At 72.0% G+C, this 13,109-nt stretch carries 17 protein-coding genes; 7 read left to right on the forward strand and 10 right to left on the reverse strand.

The window, feature by feature from the left end; all coding sequences use genetic code 11:
• Positions 1–4: 4 nt before the first annotated feature.
• The 10 genes from AB1285_RS11095 to flgN are packed head-to-tail and all read right to left on the reverse strand — an operon-like array spanning position 5 to position 8,145.
• Positions 5–1,192: a hypothetical protein gene (locus AB1285_RS11095; RefSeq protein ID WP_259955211.1), complete on the reverse strand. Its 1,188-nt coding sequence runs from the start codon at positions 1,190–1,192 to the stop codon at positions 5–7.
• Positions 1,176–2,240: a hypothetical protein gene (locus tag AB1285_RS11100; RefSeq protein WP_370428306.1), complete on the reverse strand. Its 1,065-nt coding sequence runs from the start codon at positions 2,238–2,240 to the stop codon at positions 1,176–1,178. The genes AB1285_RS11095 and AB1285_RS11100 overlap by 17 nt, the downstream gene beginning before the upstream one ends.
• 11 nt (positions 2,241–2,251) lie before the next feature.
• Positions 2,252–2,734 (reverse strand): hypothetical protein, encoded by a 483-nt coding sequence (locus tag AB1285_RS11105; RefSeq protein ID WP_259955208.1) that lies wholly within the window; start codon positions 2,732–2,734, stop codon positions 2,252–2,254.
• A complete protein-coding gene (gene tsaD / locus AB1285_RS11110) occupies positions 2,731–3,819 on the reverse strand; it encodes a tRNA (adenosine(37)-N6)-threonylcarbamoyltransferase complex transferase subunit TsaD (protein WP_187663418.1) in 1,089 nt (362 codons plus the stop codon). Before tsaD ends, AB1285_RS11105 begins: the two co-directional genes overlap by 4 nt.
• Complete coding sequence (gene rimI, locus AB1285_RS11115; RefSeq protein ID WP_370428307.1) at positions 3,816–4,304, reverse strand: ribosomal protein S18-alanine N-acetyltransferase; 489 nt, start codon at positions 4,302–4,304, stop codon at positions 3,816–3,818. Before rimI ends, tsaD begins: the two co-directional genes overlap by 4 nt.
• Complete coding sequence (gene tsaB, locus AB1285_RS11120) at positions 4,301–4,918, reverse strand: tRNA (adenosine(37)-N6)-threonylcarbamoyltransferase complex dimerization subunit type 1 TsaB (RefSeq protein ID WP_370428308.1); 618 nt, start codon at positions 4,916–4,918, stop codon at positions 4,301–4,303. The genes rimI and tsaB overlap by 4 nt, the downstream gene beginning before the upstream one ends.
• Positions 4,919–4,976: 58 nt before the next feature.
• Positions 4,977–5,348, reverse strand: a complete 372-nt coding sequence (locus AB1285_RS11125) for a flagellar assembly protein FliW (RefSeq protein WP_187663415.1) — start codon at positions 5,346–5,348, stop codon at positions 4,977–4,979.
• The gene (gene flgL / locus AB1285_RS11130) at positions 5,345–6,226 is read right to left on the reverse strand and encodes a flagellar hook-associated protein FlgL (protein WP_268777196.1); all 882 of its coding nucleotides are present in this window, start codon (positions 6,224–6,226) and stop codon (positions 5,345–5,347) included. Before flgL ends, AB1285_RS11125 begins: the two co-directional genes overlap by 4 nt.
• Positions 6,227–6,239: 13 nt before the next feature.
• Positions 6,240–7,649 (reverse strand): flagellar hook-associated protein FlgK, encoded by a 1,410-nt coding sequence (gene flgK / locus AB1285_RS11135; protein WP_259955202.1) that lies wholly within the window; start codon positions 7,647–7,649, stop codon positions 6,240–6,242.
• A 13-nt stretch (positions 7,650–7,662) separates the two neighbouring features.
• Positions 7,663–8,145 (reverse strand): flagellar export chaperone FlgN, encoded by a 483-nt coding sequence (gene flgN / locus AB1285_RS11140; protein WP_025104341.1) that lies wholly within the window; start codon positions 8,143–8,145, stop codon positions 7,663–7,665.
• Between the two features lie 218 nt (positions 8,146–8,363).
• Here flgN and AB1285_RS11145 point away from each other — a divergent pair, with 218 nt between their 5' ends.
• The 7 genes from AB1285_RS11145 to AB1285_RS11175 all read left to right on the forward strand — a co-directional run bounded on the left by AB1285_RS11145 (position 8,364) and on the right by AB1285_RS11175 (position 13,084).
• Positions 8,364–9,167, forward strand: coding sequence for a sigma-70 family RNA polymerase sigma factor (locus AB1285_RS11145; protein WP_370428309.1), 804 nt, complete (start codon positions 8,364–8,366; stop codon positions 9,165–9,167).
• An 81-nt stretch (positions 9,168–9,248) separates the two neighbouring features.
• Entirely contained in the window at positions 9,249–10,079 is an 831-nt protein-coding gene (locus AB1285_RS11150) for a flagellin (RefSeq protein WP_197971868.1), read from the forward strand.
• An 88-nt stretch (positions 10,080–10,167) separates the two neighbouring features.
• Complete coding sequence (gene fliD, locus AB1285_RS11155; RefSeq protein WP_187663411.1) at positions 10,168–11,556, forward strand: flagellar filament capping protein FliD; 1,389 nt, start codon at positions 10,168–10,170, stop codon at positions 11,554–11,556.
• A 2-nt stretch (positions 11,557–11,558) separates the two neighbouring features.
• Positions 11,559–11,945, forward strand: a complete 387-nt coding sequence (gene fliS / locus AB1285_RS11160; RefSeq protein WP_370428310.1) for a flagellar export chaperone FliS — start codon at positions 11,559–11,561, stop codon at positions 11,943–11,945.
• Positions 11,942–12,238 (forward strand): hypothetical protein, encoded by a 297-nt coding sequence (locus AB1285_RS11165; RefSeq protein ID WP_363445537.1) that lies wholly within the window; start codon positions 11,942–11,944, stop codon positions 12,236–12,238. The genes fliS and AB1285_RS11165 overlap by 4 nt, the downstream gene beginning before the upstream one ends.
• A gap of 112 nt (positions 12,239–12,350) precedes the next feature.
• Positions 12,351–12,692 carry a flagellar basal body rod protein FlgB gene (gene flgB, locus AB1285_RS11170; protein ID WP_025104347.1) on the forward strand — a complete coding sequence of 114 codons (342 nt, stop codon included), beginning with the start codon at positions 12,351–12,353 and terminating at the stop codon, positions 12,690–12,692.
• A complete protein-coding gene (locus AB1285_RS11175) occupies positions 12,689–13,084 on the forward strand; it encodes a flagellar basal body rod protein FlgC (RefSeq protein WP_071327494.1) in 396 nt (131 codons plus the stop codon). The genes flgB and AB1285_RS11175 overlap by 4 nt, the downstream gene beginning before the upstream one ends.
• Positions 13,085–13,109 lie beyond the last annotated feature (25 nt).

Consider the following 13,109-nt stretch of genomic DNA (forward strand, 5'->3'; position numbering starts at 1 on the left):
GCGATCAGTCGTCCGGGTCGCGGCCAGGGATGTCGACGCGGATCGGATCCCCCGGCGGCCCGGTGGTCACGAGATACGACTCGCCCGTCGCCTCGTCGACCACGGCCGGGCCCGAGGTCACCGTGAGGTACGGCATCTGCCAGCGGGTGAAGGCCACCTCGACCACGGACGCCGACAGCAGCTCTCCCGTCTCCTGATCCACGTCGAGGAGCTGCACGCGCAGCCCGGACTGGAGCGCCTCGTCGAGGGTGGCGCACTGCCGCGAACCGTCGGCGTCGACGATCAGGCAGCGCTGGGCGGGGCCGGTCGTCGTACGGCGGTCGCCCAGCCACACCGGCTGCTCGCGGAACGAGCCGAGGAGGGTGAGGTTGAGGTCATAGCCGTCGCGGATGAGTTCCTTCACCCTCGGGCGCTGCTCCTCCCCGAACTGGGCGAAGAGCGTGGAGCTTCCGCCCCACCGCTGGATGCTCACCATCGGCTCGTCCGCGGTGGAGAACAGCATCACCGCCGTCACGCTGTCGGTGGAGAACGAGTCCTCGTCGTCACCGGCATCGGAGGCCGCCACGGGGAGCGCGGCGTACAGGCCCGGCCCCAGCTCCTCCTCCGCTGCCAGACAGGTGGATTGGGAGTCCTCACCCACGTCGAGGATCAGGCACCGGGTGGCCCCGTCATCCTGCGTGGCGAACCAGGCGAGGGCGCCCTCCGCCTCCGCCACCGGACGCACGGAGCCGGGGTCGTAGTCCTCCCCGGCGAGTTCGATCCGTCGCTGCTCCTGCGTCTCGGTCAAGGGGAACGCCTCCGACCGCGGGGCGAACAGCGCCCACCCCGCCCCGACGCCGATCGCCAGGAGGGCCGCTGCCGCCACGAGCACCGGCACGACTCCGCGCGCCCGCATCGGCGCGCCCGTCTCGACGGGTGCGGGTGGTGCTCCGGCCGCGGCGAGCGGCGATGCGTCGGAAGCCGGCGGCGGATCGGACTCCCGACCCTCGTCTTCCGCCACCGGGAGCGCCTCGGAGGCTGTCGTCGGCCGTTCCTCCGCCGGAAGCTCCTGCCGTCGATGCTCCTCCTGGAGCTCGCGCAGGCGCCGGGCACCGGCGGCGTCGAGTCCGCCGTCCCGACCATAGGCCGCGCGCTCCAGTGCTCGGCGCTCCTCCGCCGCAGCGGAGCCCTGGCGGTCAGTCTCCTCCCGCACCGACGTCGCTCCCCTCTCGGATGATCACGAACGACCCGAAACCGGAGGTCGGCAGCTCGTAGGTCGTCATTCCGCCGGTCTCCGCGTCGGTCACCTGCAACCGCAGCCGACCGTCGTGCTCCTGCAGCGTCTCCGTCGTCTCACAGGCCCGCGGCGCGTCGGCCGTCGCCCCGTCGTAGATGAGGCACTGCCGACCCGTCTCCCTTTCGGAGGCCGTCCAGATCGGGACGTCGCGGTCGTACCCGGCGACCCAGATCGAGTTCGGGTCGAAGCCGTCATCGGCCAGGCGCTCGGCGGTCCGTGTCTCCGCCTCGTTCGCGTAGGTGGGGCCGCCCTCGCCGGAGCCGTACTCCGAGACGTCGACGCTCACCGCCGGTTCACCGTCGGGCGTGAGGAGCAGATGGGCCATGACCTGGCGCGTGTACTCGTCGTCGCGCTGGGTCGTCACCTCGCCCCAGAGGCCGTCCTCCTGCACCGCTTCCCGCTGGTTGCAGCTCGGCGTCGTGCTCTCCCCTGCGCCCAGGACCAGGCAGATGCTCGCACCCCCGTTCTGCGTCGCCACCCAGATGACCGCGTCGTCCTCCGTCGCGAGCGCGCGCACCGAGCCCGGGTCGAATCGTCCGGACGCGACGAGATCGGACTGCCATCCCTGCTGCTCGGCGCTGAGGGAGACCGCCGTGCCGCCGCTCCGGCCGAACGCCAGCCATCCGACGCCGACCCCGAGGAGGAGCACGACGACCGCGCCGAGCGCGAGCATGCCGAGGGAACGGCGCCGCCGCCTCTGAGCCGGAACGTCGCTCTGAGCGGTGACGATGTCCGCGGACTCCTCGTCCGGCTCCACGGGCGCGTCGTCTCCGGCCGACGGCTCGTCGTCGTCCTCTGCAGCGGCGAAGGAGCCGAGGGACGGCGGAGGTACCGGCGACGGGCTTCGCCGGGCGGCGTCGAGCTGTCGCAGGCGCGCGGCCTCCGCGTCCGTGAGGCCTCCGCCCGGGCCGAAAGCCTTGCGCTGCAGGGCCCTGCGCTCCTCGACGTCGTCGTCGTCCGTCATGGCCAGCCCGCCTAGCCGAGTCTCTCGAACTGCATCCCCGCCCAGACCAGCCATCCCAGGCTGTACACGGTCGCGCACAGGCCGAGCACGAGGGCCCAGCGCGCGATCGCCCGGTTCTCCACGGGGCGCCGGAGGGACATGATGGCGGCGATCACCGCGACGATCGCGACCGGGATCCCCCACCCGACGAAGAACGACGCGCCGAGGGCGACGATCGCCGCCAGCAGCGCCCACGGGGCCAGGCGGGTGTCGTCGACGACGGCGGGCTCGACCGCCGGCTCCCAGCCCTCGTCCTCTCCGTGGTCGAGGTCGGGCCCGGTCACGACGACGGGCTCGATGCCGACCGGACCGGTCGGCAGCTTCGTGTAGCCCTCGCGCGGGGCTCCGGGAAGGCGCGCCGTCCCGGCCGGGCGTTCGACCTGCCCGCTCGCGCGCTCGACCCGCGCACGGGGCGTGGCCCCGTCCGACTCCGGCTCCTGCGCGAGCCCGGTCACGCCGGCACCGCCTCCGCGACCTGGATCTCGGTGACCGGCAGGGTCGAGTCGGCGCCGAAGCCGAGGGTCGATGCGGGGCGCCCGGACGCGATGAGCTCAGCGGCCAGCGCCGCGATCATGGCGCCGTTGTCCGTGCAGAGCGACAGCGGAGGGATGCGCACGGTGACGCCGGCCTCGGCGGCCCTGGCGAGGGCGACGTCGCGGAGCCGACGGTTCGCGATCACACCGCCACCCAGGAGCAGCCGCGGCACTCCGAGGTCGGCGCACGCGTTGAGCGCCTTGGTGACCAGGACGTCGACGACGGCCTCCCGGAAACTGGCAGCGACGTCGGCGATCGGGAGGTCCCGGGCGTCGGCACCCGCCTCGGCGTTCTCGGCCTCGAAGCGCTCGATCCAGCGGGCGACCGCGGTCTTCAGCCCGGAGAACGAGAAGTCGTAGCGATGCTTCGCGAGGTCGGAGGCGCGGGACAGCCCGCGCGGGAAGCGGATCGCGTCCGGGTTTCCGCCCACCGCGGCCCTGTCGATCTCGGGGCCGCCGGGGTAGGGCAGGGACAGCAGTCGGGCGACCTTGTCGAAAGCCTCGCCCGCGGCGTCGTCCACGGTCTCGCCGAGCAGCTCCACGTCGGTCGTGAGATCGCGCACGTGGAGCAGGGAGGTGTGGCCGCCGGAGACCAGCAGCGCGATCGTCGGATACTCCAACGGCGCCGAGTCCGGCGTCAGGATGTCGGCCGCGATGTGACCGACGAGGTGATTGACCGCATACAGCGGTTTGTCCAAGGCGACCGCGAGTCCCTTCGCCGCCCCCACACCGACCATGAGCGCTCCCGCGAGGCCCGGACCGCTGGTCACGGCCACCGCATCGAGGTCGGCGAGACGGACGCCGGCCTCGGCGAGCGCGGCGTCGATGGTCGGCTGGAGGGCCTCGAGATGCGCGCGGGCGGCGACCTCCGGCACGACGCCGCCGTACCGGGCGTGCTCGTCCATGCTGGAGGCGATCGTGTTGGACAGCAGCGTACGACCGCGCACGATGCCGATGCCGGTCTCGTCGCAGCTCGTCTCGATGCCGAGCACCAGGGGCTCACTCATGCGGTCGCCTCCTCCGGCGTGTCGGCGGGCGCCGGGTGGCGGCGCAGATCCAGACGCATCACGATCGCGTCCACGTCATCCGGCTGATAGTAGCGGGGGCGCCTGCCGATCTCCTCGAAGCCCTCCGCGCGATACAGTCCTTCGGCCGGAGGGTTGTCGGCGCGCACCTCGAGGAACACCTCATGCGCCCCACGGTCGGCGGCCGCCTGCAGCAGCGCACGCAGCAGCGCGCGCCCGCGGCCCTGACCCCGGACCTCGGCGAGGAGGGCGATGGTCTGGATGTCGGCGTCCGCACCGCCCTGCAGCGCCCGGATGCCGCCGTATCCGACGATCGCCCCGCCCCGCTCGTCGACGAGGTAGCGGCCGTGCGGGCTCGCCAGCTCGCTCGCCATGGTGTCCCGGCTCCACGCGTCGGTCGGGAACGAGCGCTGCTCGATGGCCATGATCGCGTCGAGATCGTCCTGCCGCGCGTCCCGGAGGGTCATGCGCCCACCTTCTTCGGAGCACCGGGCAGGGACACATCCGGGTGCCGCAGGTAGAGCGGCTCGTCCCCCGCGAGGACCCGCCCGGCGGCGAGTGCGCGCGCCCCCACCCTGGCGAGGTCGGCTGCGGACAGCGTCGTCACGTCGACCCGGCGGAGACCGGCGAGATGATCGTCGGCGTCGGCGGCCCGCACGAGCACCGTGTCGGCGATCGTGCGCGGGATCCCGTCCTCGTCCTGTCCGTCGAACACGGTGACGGCGACCTCGCGGCGGCGGGCGTCGGTGACGACGGCGAACGGCTCGGTCACCGTGGACTGGATCGTCAGCGCGGCCGCCGTGTGACTCGGGACCGGCACCACCGGGATGCCGCGGCCGAGGGCGAACGCCCGCGCGGTCGCGATGCCGATGCGCAGTCCGGTGAACGGACCGGGGCCCATGCCGGCGACGACGTGCGTGATGCCGTCGGCTCCCCCCTCCCGGAGTACGTCGTGGACGAGGTCGCCGATCACCTCGGCGTGGCCCAGCGGATCGGCGGTACCGGCCTCGGCACGAGACGTCCCGTCTGGGTCGATGAGGGCGACGGCGGTGCCAAGGGACGTGTCGACGGCGAGGATCACGTCTCCAGGGTAGTCGTCACCCCGCCCGTCACGCCCGGCGCCCCGGCACCCGCGCGGGTCAGCCCAGCGGCGCCCGCACCGGGTAGTCCTGGCCTTCGAGGATGACCTGGGTCGCCGCTCCCGTCGCCCGGTTCACGACGACCGGCGCCAGCAGGTTGACGCTGACGCCGTCGGCGCCGGGGTGGGCCACCACGAGCACGAAGGCGTCGTCCGCCGAGGCGAGAGCGAGGTCGGCCACCTGGGCGTCCGTGAGGATCGGCGCGTACTCCGCCAGGACCGTGTTCGGGTCGACGAGGTAGAGCCGCAGGGCGTCGTCCTCGACCGCCCGCATCGCGAAGAGCCCGTCCGCACCGTCGACGGGTGCGAGGGCGAAGTCCACGTGCGGAGCCAGCCCGGGCGGTGGGGCCGTGAAGGTGAGCACGGCGGTCATCGCAGGAAGTCCATCAGCGTCGGCTGCAGCACGCGCGCGTTGACGGCGAGCGCCGAGCGGTAGACGAGCTCCTGCGCCTGCAGGCGGATGAGCACCTCGACCGAGTCGACATCCTCGACCGCGGCGCGGCGGGACTCGAGGGACACGGAATTCTGCACTGCCGCCTCCTTGGCGCGTTCGATCTGAGCCTGTCTGGTGCCGACCGCGCCCTGCACGCCCAGCATCGCCGTGCGGCGGTCGTCGATCTCCCCGAGTCGGGGCCCCACGTTGGTGCCGGAGCGGAGATCGGCGACGATGCGGTCGACGAGGGCGAACACCGAGTCGTCTCCGGTGCCGAACACCGCCGCACCGTCCGTGTCGACGCGGACGGCCGCCGCATCGGACACGCGGCGGGTGACCTCGGAGCCGGCGACACCGCTGTAGGAGTAGTCGGACCCGAAGGCCGCGGTGTCCGACGTGCCGGCGAAGACGGACCGGCCGAGCAGCCGGGTGTTCGCCTGCGCGAGCAGCTCGTCGCGGATGCCCTCCAGTTCCACCGCGAGGGCCTCCTTCGCCGTGGCGTCCAGCGCCCCGTCGTTGGCCCCTTGCGCGGTGAGGTCCCGCACCCGCGAGAGCAGGGACGTGCTGGAGGTGATCGCCGTATCGGCGGCAGTCACCCAGGCCAGGCCGTCGTCGATGTTGCGCGCATACTGCTCGGTGCGCCGCTGCTCGGCGTGCAGGGCGAGGGCGGCCGCCGCCGCTGCCGGGTCGTCCGAGGGGGCGGCGAACGCCTTCTGCGACGTGGCCTGCTCCTGCAGACGGGCGAGTTCGGAGAGGTTGGACTGCAGCTGGCGCATCGCCGTCTGCGTCATCGTGGTCTGGGTCACGCGAGAGATCATGGAGCTTCTCCGATCAGCGTCCGACGACGCCCGTGCGGTTGATGAGCACGTCGAGGGCCTCGTCGACGGCGGTGAGCACGCGGGCCGCCGCCTGGTAGGCGGTCTGGTAGGTGAGCAGGCTGATCGTCTCCTCGTCGCCGTCCACGGCCGCGACGGACTGCTGCGCACCGACGGCGCCGACAGCCGCCGCATCCGACACCTTCGCGCGTTGCACGTCGGCCGCGGTGGCGACGCCGAAGCGGGTCACCTGATCGGTCCACAGTGCGTCCGGAGAGGTCGCGCGCTGCCCGATCTGGGAGATGAGGTCGGCGTTGGTCGCGTCCTTGGCTCCGGCCCCGGGGGCGGCGAGGGCGAGGTCGGCCGCCGTGCTGACGGCCACCTGCATCCCGAGCGCGGCGGAGCCGGTGGCCGGGAGGGTGAAGAAGTCGCCGCCCGGCTGTCCGGACGCCGTGACGCCGGCGCGGTGCTGGGCGTTGAGCGACTCCGCGAGCGCCGTGGCGACGCGGTCGTATGTCGCGGCGAGCTGCGCCAGCATCCCGCCGTCGGCGGCCGGGGCGAGCACCGCGAGGGAGCCGCCCAGCTCTCCCCCGTCGACGACGAGGGGAAGATCCGGCACCGACTCCCAGGCGACCCCGACGCGCGGAGCGCCGTCGATCGTCGCCGAGCCGGTCAGCGCGATGTGACGGGCGTCGCCGCCGGAGACCAGGGCGTTGCCGCCGAGGCGGACCGTGAGCGTGCCGTCCGTCTCCACGGTGGCCGTCGCGCCGGCGAGCCGGGCCACGTCCTCCGCGAGCAGGTTGCGGCGGTCGGTGAGCTCGTTGGCCGATCGCCCCGAGGCCAGCGCCTCCCGGATCTCGCTGTTCAGCACCGCGATCTGGTCGGCGGCGGCGTTGACCTGACTGACGGTGCGCTCGGCGGTCCCGCGGGCGGCCGTCCACTGCGCGGCGACCGTGCGGTAGCCGCCGGAGATATGGGCGGCGAGCTCCTTCGCCGACTCCAGGATGCTCGCGGCCGCCGCACCCGAATCCGGGGTGTTGGCGAGGTCCTGCCAGCCCGCCCAGAAGCTGGTCAGCCGGTTGGCGAGGCCCTTGTCGGTCGGCTCCGCGAGGGCCGACTCGGCAGTCGTCGCTGCCAGCGCGCGGGTGGCCCAGTAGCCGGAAGCGCCGAGGGTGTCGCGGACCCGGGCGTCGAGCAGCGCGTCACCGAGGCGGGACACCCCGTCGATCGAGACGCCGTGTCCGGGGAGCGCGCCCATGCTGAAGCGGCCCGTCTGCGCGACGGCGGCGATCGAGGAGGTCTCGACGCGCTGCCGCGTGTACCCCTCGGTCTTCTGGTTGGCGATGTTCTGCCCGACCACGTCCATGCCCCGCCGTGCGGCGGCGAGGCCGCTGGCGGCGGTGGTCAGTCCACTGAAGGTCGACATGAATCCCTCTCGGTCACATCTCGGTGTCGATGATGCGGGCGGCGTCCTCGCGGGCGCGGTCGCCGCGGGTGGTGTATTCGCCGCTCTCCTGGCCGAGAGCGGCGATGGTCTCCTGCGTGGCGCGGAGCACTCCGCTGAGCTGCTCCGCGGCGGCGTCGCGCATCTGCTCGACCTCCGCTGTCAGCTTCACCAGCGCACGCATGTGGTCGGTGAAGACATCGCCCCAGGCTCCGTCCGGAGCGTGCTCGATGAGCTGACCGATCGTCGCGTCCTGAGGAGCCCCCCACTCCTCGGCGACACCGGCGACCTCGACGGCCCTGGCCAGGCTCGCCGCGCGGAGGCGGTCGAGCACCTGATCGATCTCCCTGGCCGCGAACTGGATCCAGTGCGACCGGCCGGCGGCGAGCAGCAGCTGCTGCTCGTCGAGCTTGAAAAGCAGCATCTCGAGCAGCTCGCGCTCGCGCCAGAGCTGCATCGATAGTTCGTTGGCTCCCATGATCCCCTTTGTCCCCAGCGATCCCCCGCCCCACGCGGGTGCGATCGGCCCGCCTGTTAACGGTTCATAAATCTCTATCGGCCGCCGCGCCCCTAAGGTTACTATGTGCATTGGCGGCGGTTAGTGCTCCCCATGGACATATCTCGGACCTTGTGATATGGCCATCTATCCCTCGCCATGAGCTTCCGGAGTGCATCCAGAGAGGTGGATCATCCCCCATGTCGTCGCGCGCTGAGCGCAACCGCCTCGTCGAGGCCAACCTCCCCCTGGTCGGCTACCTCGCTGCAGACACCCATGCTCGGGCTACCCATATCCCCCGCGAAGAGCTCGCCGCCGTCGGCGCGCTCGCCCTCGTGACCGCCGCCGACGCGTACGACCCCGCGCTCGGCGTCCCCTTCGGCGCCTACGCCCGTCGACGCATCCTCGGCGCGTTCGCCGACGAGATGCGCGCCATGGACTGGGCGTCCCGCGGCATCCGCAAGCGCATCAAGGAGACGGTCGCCGTCCGCGAGACCCTCACCGCCGCGTTCGGCCGCACGGCGACCGCCACCGAGATCGCCACCGCCATGGGCTCCCCCAAGGAGGTGGTCGTCGAGGCCCTCGCGGACGCCGCACGCACCGTCGCCCCGCTGGACGACCCCGCCACGCGCGATCTCGTCGCCGACATCCCGCTGCCGGAGGAGTCGGCGATGGTCGGCGAACGGCGTGAGGTGCTCGAACACGCCATCGGCGCCCTCCCCGAGCGCATGCGGCGCATCATCATGGCCGTCTACATCGAGGAGCGGCCCGTGAAGGAGATCGCCGAGGAGCTGTGCGTGACCCACTCGGCCGTCTCGCAGCAGCGGTCGGAGGCCGTGCGCCTGCTCCGCGACGCCCTCGACCGCTACTTCGCGGAGGGCGGCACCGAGACCACGACCACCACCCGCGTCTCGCCTGCCGCACGCGACGCCTATTTCGGCCGCATCGCCGAGGCCGCCGGCGTCCGGATCGGCGACGTCTTCCGCGCCGCCGCCCCCGCCTAACGCGTCCGCATCCTCCGCCGATAGGTCAGGGCAGGAGACCACGGATGGTCTCCCGTACAACACATCACGGAGGAAACCCTCATGGGTATGCAGATCAACACCAACGTGGGCGCGCTCAACGCCTACCGCAACCTGTCCAACACGCAGAACGACCTGTCGAAGTCGCTCGAGAAGCTCTCGAGCGGTCTGCGCATCAACCGCGCAGCGGACGACGCCGCCGGCCTCGCGATCTCCGAGGGCCTGCGTTCGCAGGTCAACGGCCTGAACGTCGCGGCTCGCAACGCCCAGGACGGCATCTCGGTCATCCAGACCGCAGAAGGCGCCCTGACCGAGGTGCACTCCATCCTGCAGCGCGTGCGCGACCTGACCAACCAGGGCGCGAACGACTCGAACAACGCGAAGTCGCGCGAGGCCATCCAGACCGAGATCTCCGCCCTGGGCGACGAGCTCACCCGGATCGCGTCGAGCACGAACTTCAACGGCATCAAGCTGCTCTCGGGCGGCGCGACGCTGACGTTCCAGGTGGGTGCGGGTGCGGTCGCCGCCGAGGACCAGATCTCGGTGGGCCTGACCAACTTCGCCACGCTCGGCGCCGACATCAAGACGCTCGCGGCCGGCATGACGGACGCGGCGACGTACGGCGCGGCTCTGGCGGGCATCGACACGCAGATCCAGGCGGTCTCGACCGCACGTGCCGGCTACGGTGCGCTGCAGAACCGCTTCGAGTCGACCATCAACAGCCTCAACGTGTCGGCCGAGAACCTCGCCGCCGCCGAGAGCCGCATCCGCGACACCGACATGGCGTCCGAGATGGTCAAGTTCACGTCCGCGAACATCCTGTCGCAGGCGGGAACGGCCATGCTGGCCCAGGCCAACCAGGCCAACCAGGGCGTGCTCCAGCTGCTGCGCTGACCCGCGCCGCCGCACGGAATCACTCCGGGGGTCCGGGTGACGGCTTCGGCCGTCACCCGGGCCCCGCCGCACACAGAAGGGAAGCCGCATGTCGCTCTCGCTCGACGGCCTCGTGTCGGGGCTGAAGACCACCGAGGTCATCAAGGCGCTGATGGACGTGCACGCCATCCCCCGCACGCTGCTCAAGGCCAAGATCGACGACAAGAACGTCGTCATGACACAGCTGCGCACCCTCAACACCGCCGTGCAGAACCTCGCCGCCGCCGCCGAGAAGGCCGCAGCGCCTGGCGGTCTCGACCGCTTCACCGGCACCTCGTCGTCGGAATCGGTGAAGGTCGCCCTGCGCACCGGCGCCGCGCCCGTGTCGACCGACATCGTCGTCGACCGCGTCGCCCAGGCGCACACCGTCGTCTCCGCCGCCGCTTCCCGCTGGCCCGCGGACCCGCCCGTGCTGACCCTCGAGGACGCCACGGGGAAGCGCGTGCAGGTGCAGGCCGACTCCACCTCGATGCAGGACATCGCCCAGGCCATCAACGACGCCGACACGGGCGTCCTCGCCACCGCCGTCCCCGCCGGCAAGGACGCCGACGGCACCCCCGTCTACCGCCTGCAGCTCCGGGCCGAGGAGTCCGGCGAGGCGGGACGCTTCCGCGTCTACGCGGGAGACCTCGCCGCCGTCACCGCCGGCACCGCCACGGACGTGTCCACGGAGCCCGGGGCCGCCGTCATCGCCACGGGCACGGACGCGCAGCTGCGCCTCTGGGCCGGCACCGCGGCCGAACAGGTCATCACCTCGTCCGGCAACACCTTCACCGATCTCTTCGAGGGCGTCGACGTCACGGTCTCCACCGTCTCGACGTCCCCCGTCACCGTGACCGTCGCCGTCGACAGCGAGGCCAGGGCCAAGGCCTCCGGCGAGTTCATCGCCCTCCTCACCGACATCTTCACCCGCATCGACAACGGCTCGAAGGCCACCGTCGCCGCGGGACAGGGCGAGAAGACGACGCTCGGCGTCTTCACCGGCGACAGCACCATCCGCGGCCTGCGGACCGCCCTCGCCGACGCCATCCAGCACCCGGTGGACGGGGTCTCCCCCTCCACGGTCGGCATCTCGACCGACATGTACGGCAAGCTCACCTTCGACGAGGAGAAGTTCTCCGAGGCGCTGGCGAAGGACCCCGCGGCCGTCGGCGCTCTCTTCTCTGCGGTCGCGGCGCGTGTGGAGCAGACGGCGACGTCCTACTCGGACAAGTACGACGGGCTGCTCACCTCGCGGATCACGGGCCAGGAGAGCGAGGTCAAGAGCCTCGGCGAACAGATGGAGCGCTGGGACGTGCGCCTCGCGCAGCGCAAGGCCTCGCTGGAGCGCACCTACGCCCGCCTCGAGGTGATGCTGTCGCAGATGCAGTCGCAGTCCTCCTACCTCGCCTCGCAGATCAACTCGCTGCCGAGCAGCCGTTCCGGGTCGGACTCGTGAGCATGAACGCCGCCCTGCGCGCCCAGCAGCGGTACCGCGAGGACGCCGTCCTGTCCGCCCCGCCGGAGCGCCTGGTCACGATGCTCTACGACCGGCTCCTGCTCGACATCGAGCGCGCGGAGACGGCGCAGCGGGCGGCCGACTGGGCCGAGGCCAACACCCAGCTCCAGCACGCGCAGGCGATCGTGGCCGAGCTGTCGTCCTCCCTCACCGACGGATGGAGCGGCAGCGCCGGACTGCGCTCGCTGTACGTGTTCCTGTCGCAGACGCTGATCGGCGCCAACATCGGCCGCGACCCGGAGCGCACCCATGCCTGCCGCGAGCTCGTCGTGCCGCTGCGCGACGCCTGGCACACCGCCGCCCTGGCCGTCGCGGAGGGCCGCGCATGACGGACGAGGACTGGGCCGCGCTGCTGGACAGGCTCGAGGCGGACGCCGACCGGATCCTCGCCGCGCCGGCCGGATCCGTCGAGGTGCATGACATCATCCCCTGGGCGCCGCCGTCCTCGCCGCTCCCGCCGCACCTCGCCGACCGCGCCCGCGCGGTGATCGACCGGCAGCACGCCGCCATGGAACGCGCCCGGTCGGAGCTCGACGGGCTGCGGCAGCACCTCGGCGCCGTCCGCCGGGTTCCGGCACCCCGCCCGCCGGATGCTCCCGCCTACCTCGATGTGGACGGGTGAGCGACCCTCCTAACGAAACCGCACGAACGGCCGACAGTCTCCCGAGAGCACGGATGGCTCGCAAGACTCGGCCAGGGAACGGCCACTTCGCCCACACACGGGGAGCCGGTTCGTGTTCGACTCTGTGACCATCACCGCACTGACGAGTGCGCTGAACGGCCTCTCGCTGCGCCAGCGAGCCATCGCCGACAACATCGCCAACATCAACACCCCCGACTACCACGCCAAGCGTGTGCAGTTCGAGGCGGCGCTCGCCGACTCGATCGCCGCCGGCGACGGGGACGTGTCCGCCACGGTCGGGACCTCGCTCGAGCCGACGCGCTTGAACGGCAACAACGTGAACCTCGACACCGAGACCCTCTCCAGCATCGACACCATGTTGCGCTACCAGTTCGCGACCCAGGCCGTGAACGGGTCGTTCTCCTCGATGCGCACCGCGATGAGGACGTCATGACCTTCGACGCCATCGGGATCGCCGGCACGGGGCTGACCGTGCACCGGAAGTGGCTCGACGCCATCAGCGACAACATCGCCAACATCAACACCGCGACACCCACCGACGGCGCGGCGTTCCGGGCACGCTACATCCTCGCCCAGACCAGCGACCAGTCCCCCGGCGTCTACGTCGCCGGGACCGTCCAGGGCGATGCGGAGGGCCGGCTCGTGCACCAGCCCGACCACCCGCTCGCCGACGCCGACGGCTACGTGCGCTACCCCGACATCGACCTGGGAGACCAGATGAGCCAGCTGATCCTCGCGCAGCGCGGATACCAGGCGAGCGCGGCGATCGTGGACCGCGCCCGCAACTCGTACGAGGCGGCGCTGCAGATCGGACGGAACGCGTGAGCGCCGTGGCCGGCATCGAGGCCGT

This window comes from Microbacterium sp. NRRL B-14842 (genome assembly GCF_050470785.1).